We start from the raw sequence: 15905 nt of genomic DNA, 5'->3' as shown, positions 1-15905 counted from the left end.
CGACGTCGTCAGGTCAGGGCGATACGCAGGGCGGTGGCGGCGGCCAGCGGCGCCAGCACCAGGGCCAGCACCAGGCCGGAGGCGAGGAGGTAGATCGCGCCGATCCAGGGCAGGCCCTGGGCGGCAGCCATCACGGCGCCTGCGCCGAACACCAGCACCGGCACATACATGGGCAGGGCCAATACGGCGAGAAGGATACCAGACCGCCGGATACCGACCGTCAGCGCGGCCACCACGGCCCCGATCAGGCTCAACAGCGGCGTACCCAAGGCGAGGGCAAGCATCAGCGGTTGCAGCAGCGCAGGAGGCAAGGCGAGCAACTGGGCGAAGGCCGGAGTCAACAGCAGCAAGGGCAGGGCGGACACGGCCCAGTGCACGCCCACCCGCACGGCGATCAACCAGGCCAGCGGCGCCTGCCCGAGCAAGAGCTGTTCGAGACTGCCGTCGTCCATATCGCTGCGGAACAGCGAGTCCAGCGTCAGCAGGCCGGCAAGCAGAACGGCCACCCACAGGACGCCTGGCGCGATCGGCGCGAGTTTCGCCGGCTCCGCTCCCAAGGCCAGCGGGAACATCGCGATCACCATCAGTGCGAAGAGCACGGGCTGCAACGCATCGCCGCGTCGTCGCCACAGCAGGCGCAGGTCGCGCTGCGCCTGTGCCTTCGCCAGCGACACCAACGAAGGGGCGCTCATGCGCGCAGCTCCAGCGTGGCGATCGGCACCGGCGGTGCCGCGTAGGCGCCGTGCGTGGTCAGCAGCACGCCGCCGCCGTTGCCGACGTGGTCGCCGATCAGCTCGTTCACCAGGGCGATGCCATCGAGGTCGAGATTGGCGTAGGGCTCGTCGAGCAACCACAGGCGCGCCGACGACAGCAGCAGCCGCGCCAGGGCCAGTCGCTTGTTCTGTCCGGCGGAAAGTCGGCGGGCAAGGCTGTCCTCGTAACCAGCCAGGCCTACGCGCGTCAGCACCTGATCGAGCGCTCGTCCGGAGCCGAGCAGGGCTGACGAGAACTGCAGGTTTTCCATCGCGCTCAGGTCCGCCTTGTGGCCGGGCAGGTGACCGAGGAAGGCGCTGCCGCTCAGAAGATGGCCCTGATCGACGATCCTGCCGTTCGAACGCACTTCGCCCGTGGTCGTCGCGAGCAGGCCTGCCAGCACGCGCAGCAAGGTCGTTTTTCCGGCACCGTTGCCGCCCAACACCTGCAGTGCCATGCCCGGCGCGAGATGAAAATCCAGGGGGCCGAAAATGCGCTCGTCGTTGCGCGCGAACTCAAGTCCGCGGCATTCGAGCAGGGGCGTGGCATCGGGGGGCGCAGTCATGAGGCCGGCATTTTACCGGGGCAATGGCAAATCCCCCAGTCGCACGCCGGCTTTCGTCCTCAGTTCGAGCAAATCGTCGCCCGGCGGTGGCGTTCCAGCCACTGCATGAAGGGCAGGGCGAGCGCGAGCTTCTGACGGGAGGAAAGCCGTGAGTTCCATATCTCGCGCAAGCAGGAGACCGACGCCTCGAAGTAGTCCTCGCGTGAGTAAGCCCAGCGCCGCGAGAGGCTGTCCGGGTGGTAGCGCTTGAAGCAAAGCGTCCCCGGCACACGGACGAAATCGCCCAGCAGGCTCAGATGGAGCAGCCAGGGCCAGTCGGCGGAGAACGCGCCGGCGCCATGGAGCTTCAGCCCGCCGATGCGGCGCGCCTGCGCCATCCGGAAAAGCCCGTGCATCGCCACCCACCATTGGCCATTGCGCCGGAGCAGGCGCCGAGCCCGCGCCAAGGGGTCGGTCACGCCGTCGAGTGCTTCGTATTGCCAATGTTCGCGGCTTCCATCGACTCGCGTCAGCTCCGTATCGCCGTAGGCCAGGACCGCCTCGGGGTGGGTGTCGAGCGTATGGGCGAGCCGGCTGATGCAATCGGGCGCGAGGCGATCGTCGTGGAACGCGAAGATGGCGTATTCGCCGATGGCCTGCCCGAGCAGGAAATTGCTGTTGCCGATCCATCCCAGGCGCGATGCCTGCCGCAGAACCCGGAAGCGGCGGTCGCGCAAGGCATGCGCCTCGCAGATCTCGAACGTGCCGTCGTCGCAGTCGTCGACCGAAATCAGCACTTCCATGCCGGGCTCGTCCTGCGCCGACAGCGAATCGAGCACGGGCTGGATGAATGCGGCAGCGTTGTAGGCAGGCATCAGCGCACTGACGCGCGGGGTCTCGCTCATGATCGGCCTTCGTCTTGCGGAGGGGCAGTGTGTCGGTCGCCTGTCGCGCGAACAAGTGGCGCCTGTGACCTGCTCCAGGGACGGGGCGTGCGCCGACCCGCGTCCCGGCACGACATTGCGTGTTGCAGGAGCCGGCGCGCAGGCTGCACGACTTCCATTCCCGCGTCGGCAGTGACAAGCTGAACCTTCGCTGGTGCCTGTCCCGATCCGGCCGTTTTTGTCGTAGATCGATCCTATACTCGAACCGCACGCCGCTCGCGCGGCGAACGACCACCCAGGAGACATAGACATGGCAAGGCAATCCAAGAGCGACCAGGAAGAGCTGATGTCCGACCTGCAGGACGTGCTCGCCGATACCGAGGCGATGCTAAAGGACGTAGCGCACGAAGGCGGCGAGATGGCCAGTGCGCTGCGCGAGCGCATCGCCAACAACCTGCGCACGGTCAAGGCCAAGCTCGTGGAAACCGAGCAACTCGTCGCCGACAAGGCCAAGGTCGCCGCCAAGGCCACCGACCAGTACGTGCACGACAATCCCTGGCAGTCGATCGGCATCGCTGCCGGCGTCGGCTTCCTTGTCGGTCTGCTGGTTTCCCGACGCTGATCCGCGCGCGATCCACGATTTTCCCCTGAGCCGGTCATGAGCGACGCGGACCCCAAGCCGGCCCCACCCGGGCCACTGCAGCGGCTCATCGCCAGCCTGCTCGGGCTGCTGCAGTCGCATCTGGGCGTCTTCGGCATCGAGTTGGAGGAGGCGCGCGATCGCCTGGCGCGCACGTTGGTGCTGCTGATCGTCGGCGCCGGGTCGATCCTGCTCTTCCTGCTGACTCTGGCACTGGCCCTGGTGCTGATGGTCGAACCCGCGCAGCGCGTCTACGTGGTGATCGGCTTGCTCGCTTTCTTCGTGCTGCTTGCCGTCGTTTGCCTGGGCATGGCCTGGAGCCGGATGAAGAACGGGCCAGAACCCTTCGCGATGACGCTCGACGAGTTGCGCAAGGATCGGGAGCGCCTGCTGCCATGACCAGGCCTGCGCCTTCGCCGCGCGAACTGCGCAAACGCCTGCTGTTGCTGGAAGCGGAAGCCTGCCGCCTCGAGGTGACCACGAGCCTGTCCGAATTGCGCAATCCGATGACGCACCTGCAGCGCGCGCCGGCGTTGCTGGGCATGCTGGGCGGCGCGACGGGCGGACTCGGTGCGGCGGCGGCGCTGTTGTCCGCTTCGCGCCTGGCATGGGTCGTGAAAGCCATTCCATTGGCACTGGCGGGCTGGCGTATCGCCCGTCGCTTGCGCGAACTGCTCGACGCGCGCCGCAAGCGGCGCTAGCTTCCTTCGCCACGCGGTCCGGATGCCCCGCTTGCGGCATAATCGCGGGCATTCGAATTCCGGCGAAGCCGCAAAGCGCATGCAGATTTCCACCAAGCTTCCGAAGGTCGGCACGACCATCTTCACCGTCATGTCCCAGCTTGCGCTGGAGCACAAGGCGGTCAACCTCGGGCAGGGGTTTCCCGATTTTCCGGTGCCGGAGCGGCTGATCGAGGCCCTCGATCGCGCCATGCGCGAAGGCAAGAACCAGTATGCGCCGATGACTGGTATCCCGGCCCTGCGCCAGGCCATCGCCGCCAAGACGCAGCGCTGCTACGGCCGCAGCGTCGATGCCGATTCCGAGATCACCGTCGCCAGCGGCGCCAGCGAGGCCATTTTCGATGCCGTGCTCGCGGTCGTGCGCCCGGGCGAGGAGGTCATCGTGCTCGACCCCTGCTACGACTGCTACGAGCCGGCGATCGACCTGGCCGGTGGCCGCGCCGTGCACGTGCCGCTCGATCCCGACGATTTTTCGGTGGACTGGCAGCGGGTCAAGGACGCGATCACGCCGCGCACGCGCATGCTGATGATCAATACGCCGCACAACCCGTCCGGCGCGATGCTGTCCGAGGCGGACATGCGCGCGTTGGCCGACATCCTGCGCGATACGGCGATCATCCTGCTCTCGGACGAAGTCTACGAACACATCGTCTTCGACGGCCGCCGGCACGAGAGCGTGTTGCGCTATCCGGAACTGGCCGAACGCAGTTTCGTCGTTTCCTCGTTCGGCAAGACCTATCACTGCACCGGCTGGAAGATCGGCTATTGCATCGCGCCGCCGGCGCTGTCGGCCGAGTTTCGCAAGGTGCACCAGTACAACACCTTCTGCAGCTTCGCGCCGGCGCAATGGGCCTTCGCCGAGATGATCGAGCAGGCGCCCGAACACTACGAAACGCTCGGCGATTTCTACCAGGCCAAGCGCGATCGCTTCCGCGAACAGCTCGGCAGCACCCGGCTGAAGCCTTTGACGGTGCCGGGAGGCTATTTCCAACTGGTGGATTATTCGGCGATCAGCGACCTGGACGATGCCGCGTTCTGCCGCTGGCTGACGATCGAGAAAGGCGTGACCGCCATTCCGCTGTCGCCGTTCTACGAGACGGCGCCGGCAGGTCAGCGCCTGGCGCGGCTGTGTTTCGCCAAGAACGAAAGCACGCTGGACGCGGCGATCGAAAGGTTGCAGCGCGTATGAGCGGACACGAACTGTCGGCATCGGATTTGCGCGTCGCCCTCGTGCAGGGCGATACGGTCTGGCACGATCCCGAGGCCAACCGGCGCATGTACGGCGAACTGATGGCGCCGCTTGCCGGGCAGGCGGATCTGATCGTATTGCCCGAAACGTTCACCTCCGGCTTCAGCAACGAGGCCATCCATCGTGCCGAGGGCATGGATGGGCCGACCGTCGCCTGGTTGCGCGAACAGGCGCAGGCGCTGGGCGCGGCCGTCACCGGCAGCGTGCAGATCCGCGACGAAGCCGTCGAAGCCGGCAAAGTGTTCAACCGCCTGCTTTGGGCGACGCCCGACGGGGGCCTTGCCTACTACGACAAGCGGCATCTTTTCCGTATGGCGCGCGAGCACGAGCGCTACGCCGCTGGCCGCGACCGCCTCACGATGGAATGGAAGGGTTGGCGTATCTGCCCGCTGGTCTGCTACGACCTGCGTTTCCCGGTGTTCATCCGCAATCGCTTCGATCGCGAAGCTGCGGAGCGCTTCGACTACGATCTACTGGTCTTCGTCGCCAATTGGCCGGCGGCCAGGCGCCATGCCTGGCGCACGCTGTTGCGGGCACGGGCCATCGAGAACCTCGCTTGCGTCGCGGCGGTGAACCGGGCGGGGCGCGACGGTAACGGCCTGGACTATGCCGGCGACAGCGTCGCGCTCGATGCCCTGGGCGAAGTCCAGGTCGAATGCGACGCCCGCCCCCAGGTCGTCCAGACCGTGTTCTCGGCCGAGGCCCTGCGCAGCCATCGCGAGCGCTTCCCGGCCCAGCTCGACGCGGACCGCTTCGAACTGCTGGGCTGAACGCATGGGACGCCGGATTGCCGGCAAGCGAGTATGCTGGTCGGGCCGTTCGCGGCCAGGGTGACCGGGGAAGCGTCCCATTTGCGTCTTGAATCTCTAGGCAGCCCCCGCAGGCAGCGGCGATCCTTGGTCGCCGCGCCCGCCCCACGAACTCGCCATCCCCGCTATCGCAGGAGTCCATCCATGAATCAACGCATCAAATACGGCAGCGCGCTTTTGCTCGCCCTTGCCGTTGCCAGCCCCGTAGCGCTGGCGCAGGACGGCGGCAAGCCGGTCATCGCCGTCGCCGAGTTCAAGAACGAGACCAGCGCGGGCTGGTGGGGCGCCAGCGTCGGTAGCGACCTGGCCGGCATGCTCAGCAACGAGATGTCAAACACCGGCTCGTTCCGCATGGTCGAGCGCAGCAAGATCCAGAACGTGCTTGAAGAGCAGAACCTGATGGCCTCGGGCCGTGCCAAGGCCAGCAACGCGGCCCAGATGGGCAAGCTCGCCGGCGCGCAGTATCTGGTGATGGGCACCGTCACCTCGTACGAGGAGAATACCAAGAGCACCGGCGGCGGCCTGAGCTTCGGCGGCATCTCGGTCGGCGGCAAGTCGGAATCGGCCTATATCGCCATCGACATCCGCGTGGTCGATACGACGACCGGCGAGATCTCCTACTCGCGCACCATCGAAGGCACGTCCAAGGGCAGCGGCATGTCGGTCGGCGTCTATCGCGGTGGTTGGGGCGGCAGCCTCGCCAGCCAGCAGAACACGCCGGCCGGCAAGGCGATCCGTGCCGCCGTGGTGATGGTCAGCGACTATCTGGATTGCGTGATGGTCCGCCAGGACGGTTGCGAGGCGAAGTTCAACGCGCAGGAGCAGCGTCGCCGCGAAAAAACCAGCGGTGCGCTCAAGCTCGACTGAGCGAAGCGATTCACAAAAAAAGGCCGGCGTAAGCCGGCCTTTTTCTTTGCGAGCCGCTTCGCCTATCGCCCCAACGCGGCGACGGGCAAGGTCTCGCGGATGCTGGCGATGTCGCCGGAAACACGGCCGTTGCCGAGATTCAGGATGCCGGTGGTGCTCAGCAGGTCGCCGCCGTTGTCGGCGTTGTTGTTGGCCATCGTCAATCCGTCCACGCGAAGTTCGCCGTAGTTCAGCACGCCGCCGGCTACCGCGAGACTGGGGTACTTGCCCAACGTGTAGTTGTCGTGGATGGCGCTGCGGTCGAGTTCGATGCGCCCGTAGTTCAATACCGTGCCGGCATCGCGTAGCGCCGGGCTCAGCCCGTTGTAGGCGATGCGACTGTCCTCGGCGTGCAGCGTCCCGTGATTCAGCACGATCGCGTTGGCGCGCTGGGCCGAACTGTCGACGATGCTGACGCGCTCGAACTCCAGCTCACCGAAATTGCGAATCGCGCCGTCGCTGCCTTCCGCGAGGCTCAGGCTTTGCAGTCGGAGCTCGCCCTTCGTTTCCACCTGCAGCAGGGCGACGGGCTGGTCGGTATAGGCGCGGATCTCGGCGCCATTGCCCTGGATCTCGATATGTCCGCGAACGCTCGGCAGCAGCAGGCCGGGCTCGGCCGGCGCATCGATCACGTACATCCCTCGTTTGGCCAGGCGGATCGTCGTCTTGCCGGCGTCGGCGTTCGCTGCATGGATGGCGGCGGCCAGCGCCTTGCCGTCGTGGTCGGCGATGTCGATCGTGCGGGAGCAGGCGGCGAGGGCGATCAGGCCCGGCGCCAGTAGAAGCATTCGATGCGGTGTCATAAGTTTTCCCCGGTGGCCCGGGATCAAACTTCCCATCGCCGTCTAGAGCATGAACTCGATGCAACGTGGTAATGCTTGTCTTCTTCCTGCGATCGCGGGAAAGCAAAACCCGCCTCGCGGCGGGTTTTGTCGTTTCTCGATCGGATCAATCGTCCGACGGCAACCCGTCAGGGCGCTTGCGATACGGACCCGGTGCGCCACCCGGCTTGCGCGGACCCCGGTTCTGCTGCGGACGATCGCCCTGCGGTCGGGGTCCACGGTTCTGATAGGGACCATCGCCTTGCGGCCGGGGCCCACGGTTCTGATGCGGGCCTTCGCCTTGCGGGCGCGGACCACGGCCATGTTGCGGGCGATCACCCTGCGGGCGCGGGCCGCGATTCTGATAGGGGCCGTCGCCCTGCGGGCGCGGCCCACGTTGACCCTGCGGCTTCGGACCACGCGCATGACGCGGGGGAGCGACCTTGGAACCGGTCTCCACGCCATCGGGCACGTACCAGCTGCGGAACTCGGCGGAGTTGCCGCCCGCACCGTGGGCCGGATTCGGTCCGCGGGGCTTGCCCTTGAATCCACCCGGCGCCTGACCGCGCGGGCCGCGCTCGTTGCGCTCGCCGAACGGCCGCTCGCCCTGGCCATGCGGGCGAGGCCCGCGCTGTTCGCCGAAGGGTTTGCGCGCACGCGGGGCGTCGTCGATGCGATTGCCGAAGTTGTCGTCGCGCGGGCCGGCGAACGGCTTCTTGCCCTTGAATCCGGGTTTGCCGCCGCGGGGCGGGCGCGGTGCCTGTCCTTCACGGTACGGCGCGTCCGCACCCATCGGGCCGGCGAAGGGCTTGCCGCCCTTGCCCTTGTAACCGCCGCCCGGCTTGCCGCGGCCGCGGCCTCGCGGCTTGTCTTCGCGGACATGATCGAAGCGGCGCAGTTCGCGCGCCTCGTCGTTGACGTGGCCGTTGACGTACGAGGCCTGATGGCGATCCTTGCCGACGCGGATTTCCATCGGGCGCGACTTGCGCTGGCCGATGACGGGTTGCAGCGTCAGTACCGGCGCCTGGTTTTCCAGGCCGAAATGCTTGCGCAGCGCTTCCACTTGCTCGGCTTCCATTTCGACGCAATGGCCGCGCTTGAGCAGGCGGGGCAGGGTGACATCGCCGTAGCGAACGCGCTTCAGGCGGCTGACCTGATAGCCCTGGGACTCCCACAGGCGACGGACTTCGCGATTGCGGCCCTCCGACAGCACGACCTGGAACCACGCGTGGGAATCGCTGGAGCCGATGCGCTCGATCTTGTCGAATTTCGCCGGGCCGTCGTCGAGCGCGACGCCACGCGCAAGGCGATCGACGATGTTGTCGGGCACTTCGCCGTGGATGCGGCAGATGTACTCGCGTTCGACCTCGCTCGACGGGTGCATCAGCGCGTTGGCCAGTTCGCCGTCGGTGGTCAACAGCAACAGGCCGGTGGTATTGATGTCGAGGCGGCCGACGGCGATCCAGCGCGCGCCCTTGAGCCGCGGCAGCGATTCGAAGATGGTCGGGCGGCCTTCGGGGTCCTCGCGCGTCGTGACTTCGCCTTCCGGCTTGTTGTAGATCAACACGCTCGCCGGTTCGGTCAGCGTGCTGGTGACGAAGGTCTTGCCATCGATTTCGATGCGGTCGCCGCCGGAAACCGACTGGCCGGTGCGCGCCGTCTCGCCGTTGACGCGCACGAGGCCGCTGGCGATGCGCTCTTCCAGCGCACGGCGCGATCCCAGTCCGGCCTGCGCCAGTACCTTGTGCAGGCGTTCTTCGATCTTGCCGGCGGTCTCTTCGCCCTTGCTCTTCAGCGAGAGGGTCTTCTTGGTTTTGCTGTCACTCATTTTTCAGCTCCGGCTCGGCGCGTTCGCCGGCCTCGTCGTTGTTTGCATCTTCGTCATCGCTACGCGCATCGGCGTCGGCGGCGAGTTCTTCGGCGACCTCATCCGCGATCTCGTCCGCCATCGCCGCATTGGCCACCACGGCCGGCACGATGTCGAAGGGCAGTTGCGGTTCCAGTTCGGGAATGTCCTTCAGTTCGGCCAGCGGCGGCAGTTCGTCCAGGCTCTTGAGGCCGAAGTAATCCAGGAAGCTGCGCGTAGTGCCGAACAGTTCCGGGCGGCCCGGTACGTCGCGGTGGCCGACGACGCGGATCCACTCGCGTTCTTCCAGCATCTTGATGGTGTTGGCGTTGACGCCGACGCCGCGGATCTGCTCGATTTCGCCGCGCGTGATCGGCTGGCGGTAGGCGATGAGCGCCAGGGTTTCGAGCGTGGCGCGCGTGTACTTGGCTTGGCGTTCGGTCCACAGGCGGGCGACGAAGGCGTGCACTTCGGCCTTGACCTGGAAGCGATAGCCGGAAGCGACCTCGACCAATTCCACGCCGCGCGATTCGCAGTCGGCCTGCAGGCTTCGATCGCCTGTTGCAGATCGGCGGAGGCCGGGGCGCCTTCTTCGGGGAACAGCGCGGTGATCTGCGCCAGGGTCAGGGGTTGCGGAGTGGCGAGCACGGCCGCTTCGACGATGCGTTTGATCAGTTCTTGATCCATGGGTTTCTTCGGTTTCAGGCCGGGTCGTCGTTCGCCGCGGTGGGAGCGGCGGAGTCTTCGAGCCCATCCTCATCGGAGGTCGGGTGCGGCAGTTCGGCATCGTTGGCGGCTTCGCCGCCCGCGGCCAGGGATTTCACGTAGATCGGCGCGAGCGGTGCTTCCTGCACGATTTCCAGCAACTGCTCTTTCGCCAGTTCCAGGATGGACAGGAAGGTGACGACGACGCCTAGCTTGCCTTCTTCGGGATTGAACAGGATTTCGAAACCGTGGAACTCGCCGTTCGCTAGGCGGCTCAGCACTTCGCCCATGCGTTGGCGCACGCTGAGCGCTTCGCGCCTGATCGCGTGATGGCTGAACAACTCGGCGCGACGCAGTACGTCGCGCAGGGCCAGCAGCATCTCGCGCAGGTCGACCGCCGGCGGCACCTTGTTGACCGCACGATCGGGGACGAACGCGCTGGCCAGGCTGGTGTCGCGGTCGAGGCGATCGAGCTGGTCGATGTCCTCGGCGGCCTTCTTGAAGCGCTCGTATTCCTGCAGGCGCCGCACCAGTTCGGCGCGAGGGTCGGCCTCCAGGCCTTCTTCTGTCGGTGGCCGGGGCAGCAGCATGCGCGATTTGATCTCGGCGAGGATCGCGGCCATCACCAGATACTCGGCGGCGAGCTCGAAGCGCAGGTCCTGCATGACCTCGATGTAGTCCACGTACTGCCGGGTGATCTCGGCGACGGGGATATCGAGGATGTCGAGGTTCTGCCGGCGGATCAGGTAGAGCAGCAGATCGAGCGGCCCTTCGAAGGCCTCCAGGATGACTTCCAGTGCATCGGGCGGGATGTACAGGTCCTGCGGAATCTGCAGCACCGGCTGCCCCAGGACCATGGCCAGGGGCATCTCCTGCTGTCGCGATTGCGCAGCCAGGGGCGCGGCCGGGTCCGTCGAAGCGGGGACTTCGGGCGCGGGTTCGCTGTTCGCGGGTGCGTTGCTCATCAATCGATTCGGTTTGGCTCTTGCGAGCGAGCCCCTGTGGGCGGGTGTACAGCCTTAGAGCGTCACGGGATGGAAGCCCTGACGCACGACGACGGGCTCATCGCCCATGCAATCCACGATGCTGGTCGGTCCCGGTTCGCAGTCTCCTGCGTCCAACATGACGTCAACCCAGCGCAAACTCCGCTCAGCCACCGATTCGGCTTCGTGACTGGCGAGGCCTTCTTCGTCCGGCAGCACCAGGCTGGCCGAAAGCAGCGGTTCCCCCATCGCTTCCAGCAAGGCCCGGGTCACGACGTGATCGGGCAAGCGGATACCGATGTCGCGGCGCTTGCTGCGGCCGCTGTTTTTCAGACGTTTAGGTATTTCCGGTGAGGCCGGAAGGATGAACGTACAGGAGCCGGGGGTCAGCGATCTCAGGAGCCTGAAGGCCGGATCGTCGAGCCGGGCCAGACGGCCGGCCTCACTCAATGTCCGACAGAGTAAGGTGAAAGGATGGCGGCTGTCCAGTTGCCGCAGCCTCAGGACGCGGCCTTCCGCTTCGACACCGCTCAGCGCCCAGACGAAAGCGTAACCGGCGTCGCTGGGGCAGAGCGCCAAGCCTCCCGACTTCAGGGTTTCCGCAGCCTTTCCGATCAGCCGTTCCTGCGGCGTGACCGGATGGACATCGAAGCGTTGGGACATGCCGGTATGATGCGGCGACTTGAGCCTGAGGCATAGCCATGTGGTACGCGATCATCGGAACGGATCGATCTGGCTCGCTGGACGCGCGCCAGGCCTCGCGGCCGGCGCATCTTGCGCGTCTCGAGGCCTTGCGCGACGCCGGTCGCTTGCGCCTGGCCGGTCCCTTCCCGGCCATCGACGCCGAAGACCCCGGCCCGGCAGGATTTAGCGGCAGCCTGATCGTCGCGGAGTTCGAGTCGCTGGAGGAAGCGCAACGCTGGGCCGATGCCGATCCCTACCTGGCGGCCGGTGTCTACGCGCGGGTCGAGGTGAAGGCCTTCCGGCAGGTCCTGCCGTGAGCGAGCCGAAAGACAGGACCAGCTTGATCCGCGAGGCGCTGCAATCGTTGGCGCCGCTGGAGTTGCGCATCGTGGACGAAAGCCACAAGCACGCCGGCCATGCGGGTGGCCGCGACGGGCGCGGGCACTTCGCCGTGTCGATCGTCAGCCGGGTCTTCGCGGGCCTGCCGCCGCTGGCCCGGCATCGCAAGGTGTATGCCGCCGTCGGCGATCTGATGCAGACCGACATCCATGCCCTGTCGATCCAGGCGCGTACGCCGGACGAAGCGGCAGGGCGCTGAGCGGGAGCGGCCCGCTCCGGGCCGCTGAACCCGTTACAGGATGCCTTCAGAGCCCCCGCCGGGCGCTGCTATACTGCCCCGTGACCGTCTTGCGGGCGCTGCGAGTTTCCTTGTAGATCAACTACTTGGCTCTGTCGTCGACCGTAATCCGGACCCCCTGTAGCTTCGCGGCGGCGCTTCGGCGCCGACAGCCGGCCTGAGTCCGGTGTCCGCATCACTCGTGTCAGCCCATGCGCCTTTCGACGATCAAGCTTGCCGGCTTCAAATCCTTCGTTGACCCCACGGTTCTGCATCTGCCGACCAACATGACCGGCGTCGTCGGTCCGAACGGTTGCGGCAAGTCGAACATCATCGATGCAGTGCGCTGGGTGATGGGCGAAAGTTCGGCCAGCCGCTTGCGCGGCGATTCGCTGACGGACGTGATCTTCTCGGGATCGTCCTCGCGCAAGCCGGTCAGCCAGGCGATGGTCGAGCTCATCTTCGACAACGGCGACGGCGCCGTGGGCGGCGAGTACGCGCGCTTCGCCGAGATTTCGGTCAAACGCACCGTCAGCCGCGATGGACAGTCCACCTATTACCTCAACGGCGCGCGTTGCCGCCGTCGCGACATCACCGATTTGTTCCTCGGCACCGGTCTGGGTGCGCGAAGCTACTCGATCATCGAGCAAGGCATGATCAGTCAGATCATCGAAGCTCGCCCGGAAGACCTGCGCGTTTACCTGGAGGAGGCCGCCGGCATCTCCAAGTACAAGGAGCGGCGCAAGGAAACCGAATCGCGCATCAAATCCACGCGCGAGAACCTGGACCGCCTGAACGACCTGCGCGAAGAAGTCGACAAGCAGATCGAACATCTGCGTCGCCAGGCGCGCGCGGCCGAGCAGTATCAGACGCTGCAGGGAGAGCGCCGGGAAAAGGACGCGCAGCTCAAGGGCCTGGAGTATCGCAAGCTCGACGGTGAGCTCGCCGTGCAGCGCGAAGCGATGACGGCCGAAGAACTCAAGCTGCAGCAGTTCCAGGCCGACCAGCGTTCCGCGGAGGCGCAGATCGAAGCCTGTCGCGTGCAGCAGGGCGAAGCGAGCGAAGCGCTGGGCAAGGTGCAGGCCGAGGGTTACCGCATCAGCGGCGAGCTCGCGCGCATCGAACAGCAGATCACCCACCAGCGCGAGCTGAAGCAGCGTCTGGAAACGGCGCGCGCCGAGGCCGATGCCGCCTTCGCGCAGATCGGCGAACATATCACCGGCGACGAGCGCCAGCTCGGCGAACTGCGCACGACCATCGGCGACGCGGAGCAGAAATCCGCCGCGATGGAAGGCAGCGACGGCGAGCGCCAGGAAGCGCTTCGCATCGCCGAAACCGCCTTGCACGAATGGCAGCAGCGCTGGGATACCTATGCGAAGGCGCAGGCGGAAGCCTCGCGCTGGGCCGAAGTCGAGCGCACCAAGATCGAGTACCTGGAAAAACAGTCGCTGGACGCAGGGCGCCGCCGCGAAACGCTGGCGAACGAACGTGGCGGCCTGGATACCTCCGCTCTCGTCGCCGCGCTGGCGACGATGAAGGAAGAGCACGACCAGAAGAAGGGCGGTCTCGACGAACTCGCGGCGGCGCTCGAACAGCGCAAGAGCGGCCTGTCGGCCTTGCAGGAACAGCAGCGCCAGCAGCAGAACGAACTATCGGAAACGCGCAAGCAGATCCAGTCCGCGCGTGGACGCCTGGCTTCGCTCGAAGCTTTGCAGCACGCGGCGCTCGGCCAGGAAAAGAACAGTGCGTTGGACTGGCTGAAATCCCAGGGCCTGGAAGCCAATCCTCGCCTCGGCGAAGTGCTGCAGGTGGACAAGGGCTGGGAGACCGCGGTCGAGACCGTGCTTGGTTCCTTGCTCGAAGCGGTGACCGTGGACGCGCCGACCGAGTGGCTCGATGCCGTGGCAGGCCTCGCGCAGGGCCGCATCGCCCTGGTGGCCGAAGGAGGCGATTTCTCCTCGCCGGCCGGTACGCTGGCGACGAAGGTGCAGGGGCCGGCCGCCGTGCGCCGACTGCTGGCGAAGATCCGCATCGCGGACGACGCGGCTTCGGCCCGTTCGATGGCGCCCGCGCTGGCCGACGACGAAGCGGTGGTGACGCGGCAGGGCGAGTGGCTGGGCCACGGCTGGTTGCGCGCGCTGCGCAGCGGCGAGTCGCAGCAGGGCGCGCTGGCGCGCGAGAATGAGATCCGTGAATTGCGCGCCGATATCGACGTCGCGACGAAGAAGGAACAGTCGATCAACGAGGCATTGACGCTGATGCGCGACAAGTTGCTCGAGGCCGAGCAGCATCGCGAGGACGCGCAGCGTGCCCTGTACTTGAACCATCGCAGCGTCTCCGAACTGGCCGGCCAGCTGCAGGGCAGCCAGAGTCGCCTGGAGTCGGCCCAGGCCCGCGTCGGCAACATCGATCGCGAGCTGGCGACGCTGGCGCAGAACCTGGACGAAGCCCAGGGCCAGACGCGCGAGGCGCGCACCCGGCTCGAGCAAGCCGTCGCGCGCATGGGCGAGCTGGAAACCGAACGCCAGCAGCTCGATTCGCAACGCCGGCAGCTCAGCGACCAGCGCGATGCGGCACGCAACACCGCGCGCGAGTCGCGCGATGCGCTGCACCAGCTGCAGTTGGCTCTTGAGGCGCAACGCGCCCGCGTCCTGGCCTTGACCCAGTCCTTGGCCCGCATGGGCAGCCAGCGCGCGCAACTCGAATTGCGCTTGAACGAACTCAAGGCCCAGCTCGCGGAAGGCGATGCCCCGATCCTGCGCCTGCAGGGCGAGAGGCAGACCGTGCTGGATCAGCGCGTGCTGGTCGAAAAGGAACTGGCGGCGGCGCGCTCCACGCTCGACGGGATCGAGCAGGAACTGCGCAAGTACGAGCAGACCCGTCAGCAGCGCGACCAGCAATCGTTGGCGCAGCGCGAAGCGATTTCCAATCGTCGTCTCGAATCGCAGGCGCTGACGTTGAAGTCGCAGCAGTTGTCGGAAGCGATCGTCGCGGCCGGTCTCGAACTCGATGCCGTGCTGCAGGCCTTGCCCGAGCAGGCCGATTTCGAGGCATGGAGCAAGACGCTGGCCGATATCGACGCGAAGATGCGCCGACTAGAACCGGTCAATCTCGCGGCGATCCAGGAGTACAAGGAACAGAGCGAGCGCAAGACCTATCTGGACGCGCAGAACACCGATCTGGTCTCGGCCCTGGAAACGCTCGAAGGCGCGATCAAGAAAATCGACCGCGAGACCCGCGGCCGCTTCAAGGAAACCTTCGATCGCGTCAACGCCGGCATCCAGGAGCTGTATCCGCGCCTGTTCGGCGGCGGTCATGCCTACCTGGAGCTCACCGGCGAGGATCTGCTCGATACCGGCGTCGCCATCATGGCGCGGCCGCCCGGCAAGCGCGTGTCGAACATCTCGCTGCTTTCCGGCGGCGAGAAAGCGCTGACGGCGGTGGCGCTGGTGTTCTCGATCTTCCGGCTCAATCCGGCGCCGTTCTGCCTGCTGGACGAGGTCGATGCGCCGCTCGACGAAGCGAACGTCGGCCGTTTCAGCTCGATGGTGACCGAGATGAGCGAGAAGGTGCAGTTCCTCTTCGTCACGCACAACAAGGCCACGATGGAAGCGGCGCGGCAGTTGTCGGGCGTCACGATGCGCGAGCCGGGCGTCAGCCGGCTGGTATCGGTCGACCTGGCCGAGGCCGCGCGCCTCGCCGGCGCGGCCTGATGTCGCGGCAGG

The 15905-nt window shown here is 66.5% G+C and carries 16 protein-coding genes and 1 pseudogene; 9 read left to right on the top strand and 8 right to left on the bottom strand.

Annotation, left to right across the window (positions count from 1 at the left end; genetic code table 11):
- Positions 1-8: 8 nt before the first annotated feature.
- The 3 genes from ccmB to QM707_RS01410 are packed head-to-tail and all read right to left on the bottom strand — an operon-like array spanning position 9 to position 2202.
- Entirely contained in the window at positions 9-692 is a 684-nt protein-coding gene (ccmB, locus tag QM707_RS01420) for a heme exporter protein CcmB (protein ID WP_415000088.1), read from the bottom strand.
- A complete protein-coding gene (ccmA, locus tag QM707_RS01415) occupies positions 689-1318 on the bottom strand; it encodes a heme ABC exporter ATP-binding protein CcmA (protein WP_415000087.1) in 630 nt (209 codons plus the stop codon). Before ccmA ends, ccmB begins: the two co-directional genes overlap by 4 nt.
- Before the next feature lie 59 nt (positions 1319-1377).
- The gene (locus tag QM707_RS01410) at positions 1378-2202 is read right to left on the bottom strand and encodes a glycosyltransferase family 2 protein (RefSeq protein ID WP_415000086.1); all 825 of its coding nucleotides are present in this window, start codon (positions 2200-2202) and stop codon (positions 1378-1380) included.
- 289 nt (positions 2203-2491) lie between these two features.
- Here QM707_RS01410 and QM707_RS01405 point away from each other — a divergent pair, with 289 nt between their 5' ends.
- From QM707_RS01405 to QM707_RS01380, 6 genes are all read left to right on the top strand, one after another.
- On the top strand, positions 2492-2803 hold the full coding sequence (locus QM707_RS01405; protein WP_415000085.1) for a DUF883 family protein: 312 nt from the start codon (positions 2492-2494) through the stop codon (positions 2801-2803).
- A 36-nt stretch (positions 2804-2839) separates the two neighbouring features.
- Positions 2840-3220 carry a phage holin family protein gene (locus tag QM707_RS01400; protein ID WP_415000084.1) on the top strand — a complete coding sequence of 127 codons (381 nt, stop codon included), beginning with the start codon at positions 2840-2842 and terminating at the stop codon, positions 3218-3220.
- Positions 3217-3522, top strand: a complete 306-nt coding sequence (locus tag QM707_RS01395; protein ID WP_415000083.1) for a hypothetical protein — start codon at positions 3217-3219, stop codon at positions 3520-3522. The genes QM707_RS01400 and QM707_RS01395 overlap by 4 nt, the downstream gene beginning before the upstream one ends.
- Before the next feature lie 79 nt (positions 3523-3601).
- Positions 3602-4750 carry a pyridoxal phosphate-dependent aminotransferase gene (locus QM707_RS01390; protein ID WP_415000082.1) on the top strand — a complete coding sequence of 383 codons (1149 nt, stop codon included), beginning with the start codon at positions 3602-3604 and terminating at the stop codon, positions 4748-4750.
- Positions 4747-5580: an amidohydrolase gene (locus QM707_RS01385; protein WP_415000081.1), complete on the top strand. Its 834-nt coding sequence runs from the start codon at positions 4747-4749 to the stop codon at positions 5578-5580. Before QM707_RS01390 ends, QM707_RS01385 begins: the two co-directional genes overlap by 4 nt.
- 183 nt (positions 5581-5763) lie before the next feature.
- Positions 5764-6486 carry a CsgG/HfaB family protein gene (locus tag QM707_RS01380; protein WP_415000080.1) on the top strand — a complete coding sequence of 241 codons (723 nt, stop codon included), beginning with the start codon at positions 5764-5766 and terminating at the stop codon, positions 6484-6486.
- A 62-nt stretch (positions 6487-6548) separates the two neighbouring features.
- Here QM707_RS01380 and QM707_RS01375 read toward each other — a convergent pair whose 3' ends face one another.
- From QM707_RS01375 to QM707_RS01355, 5 genes and pseudogenes are all read right to left on the bottom strand, one after another.
- Positions 6549-7328 carry a hypothetical protein gene (locus QM707_RS01375; protein ID WP_415000079.1) on the bottom strand — a complete coding sequence of 260 codons (780 nt, stop codon included), beginning with the start codon at positions 7326-7328 and terminating at the stop codon, positions 6549-6551.
- A 145-nt stretch (positions 7329-7473) separates the two neighbouring features.
- Positions 7474-9174 (bottom strand): 23S rRNA pseudouridine(2605) synthase RluB, encoded by a 1701-nt coding sequence (gene rluB, locus QM707_RS01370; protein ID WP_415000078.1) that lies wholly within the window; start codon positions 9172-9174, stop codon positions 7474-7476.
- 16 nt (positions 9175-9190) lie between these two features.
- Positions 9191-9879: pseudogene (gene scpB / locus QM707_RS01365) on the bottom strand (SMC-Scp complex subunit ScpB); the annotation flags it as partial.
- Positions 9880-9893: 14 nt separating this feature from the next.
- Positions 9894-10862, bottom strand: a complete 969-nt coding sequence (locus QM707_RS01360; RefSeq protein ID WP_415000077.1) for a segregation and condensation protein A — start codon at positions 10860-10862, stop codon at positions 9894-9896.
- Positions 10863-10916: 54 nt separating this feature from the next.
- Positions 10917-11543, bottom strand: a complete 627-nt coding sequence (locus QM707_RS01355) for an L-threonylcarbamoyladenylate synthase (protein WP_415000076.1) — start codon at positions 11541-11543, stop codon at positions 10917-10919.
- 38 nt (positions 11544-11581) lie between these two features.
- Here QM707_RS01355 and QM707_RS01350 point away from each other — a divergent pair, with 38 nt between their 5' ends.
- The 3 genes from QM707_RS01350 (at position 11582) to smc (ending at position 15893) form a co-directional block, all read left to right on the top strand.
- Positions 11582-11881: a YciI family protein gene (locus QM707_RS01350; RefSeq protein ID WP_415000075.1), complete on the top strand. Its 300-nt coding sequence runs from the start codon at positions 11582-11584 to the stop codon at positions 11879-11881.
- The gene (locus tag QM707_RS01345) at positions 11878-12162 is read left to right on the top strand and encodes a BolA family protein (RefSeq protein WP_415000074.1); all 285 of its coding nucleotides are present in this window, start codon (positions 11878-11880) and stop codon (positions 12160-12162) included. Before QM707_RS01350 ends, QM707_RS01345 begins: the two co-directional genes overlap by 4 nt.
- A 230-nt stretch (positions 12163-12392) precedes the next feature.
- Complete coding sequence (smc, locus tag QM707_RS01340) at positions 12393-15893, top strand: chromosome segregation protein SMC (protein ID WP_415000073.1); 3501 nt, start codon at positions 12393-12395, stop codon at positions 15891-15893.
- The last annotated feature ends 12 nt before the right edge of the window (positions 15894-15905 follow it).

This window comes from Arenimonas sp. (assembly GCF_047602345.1).
Classification (GTDB): domain Bacteria; phylum Pseudomonadota; class Gammaproteobacteria; order Xanthomonadales; family Xanthomonadaceae; genus Arenimonas.
This window is presented reverse-complemented; position numbering and strand designations above follow the sequence as displayed.

Coding starts and splice junctions, on each gene's coding strand:
- ccmB (WP_415000088.1), bottom strand. CDS start 692: ATGAGCGCCCCTTCGTTGGTGTCGCTGGCGAAGGCACAGGCGCAGCGC.
- ccmA (WP_415000087.1), bottom strand. CDS start 1,318: ATGACTGCGCCCCCCGATGCCACGCCCCTGCTCGAATGCCGCGGACTT.
- QM707_RS01410 (WP_415000086.1), bottom strand. CDS start 2,202: ATGAGCGAGACCCCGCGCGTCAGTGCGCTGATGCCTGCCTACAACGCT.
- QM707_RS01405 (WP_415000085.1), top strand. CDS start 2,492: ATGGCAAGGCAATCCAAGAGCGACCAGGAAGAGCTGATGTCCGACCTG.
- QM707_RS01400 (WP_415000084.1), top strand. CDS start 2,840: ATGAGCGACGCGGACCCCAAGCCGGCCCCACCCGGGCCACTGCAGCGG.
- QM707_RS01395 (WP_415000083.1), top strand. CDS start 3,217: ATGACCAGGCCTGCGCCTTCGCCGCGCGAACTGCGCAAACGCCTGCTG.
- QM707_RS01390 (WP_415000082.1), top strand. CDS start 3,602: ATGCAGATTTCCACCAAGCTTCCGAAGGTCGGCACGACCATCTTCACC.
- QM707_RS01385 (WP_415000081.1), top strand. CDS start 4,747: ATGAGCGGACACGAACTGTCGGCATCGGATTTGCGCGTCGCCCTCGTG.
- QM707_RS01380 (WP_415000080.1), top strand. CDS start 5,764: ATGAATCAACGCATCAAATACGGCAGCGCGCTTTTGCTCGCCCTTGCC.
- QM707_RS01375 (WP_415000079.1), bottom strand. CDS start 7,328: ATGACACCGCATCGAATGCTTCTACTGGCGCCGGGCCTGATCGCCCTC.
- rluB (WP_415000078.1), bottom strand. CDS start 9,174: ATGAGTGACAGCAAAACCAAGAAGACCCTCTCGCTGAAGAGCAAGGGC.
- QM707_RS01360 (WP_415000077.1), bottom strand. CDS start 10,862: ATGAGCAACGCACCCGCGAACAGCGAACCCGCGCCCGAAGTCCCCGCT.
- QM707_RS01355 (WP_415000076.1), bottom strand. CDS start 11,543: ATGTCCCAACGCTTCGATGTCCATCCGGTCACGCCGCAGGAACGGCTG.
- QM707_RS01350 (WP_415000075.1), top strand. CDS start 11,582: ATGTGGTACGCGATCATCGGAACGGATCGATCTGGCTCGCTGGACGCG.
- smc (WP_415000073.1), top strand. CDS start 12,393: ATGCGCCTTTCGACGATCAAGCTTGCCGGCTTCAAATCCTTCGTTGAC.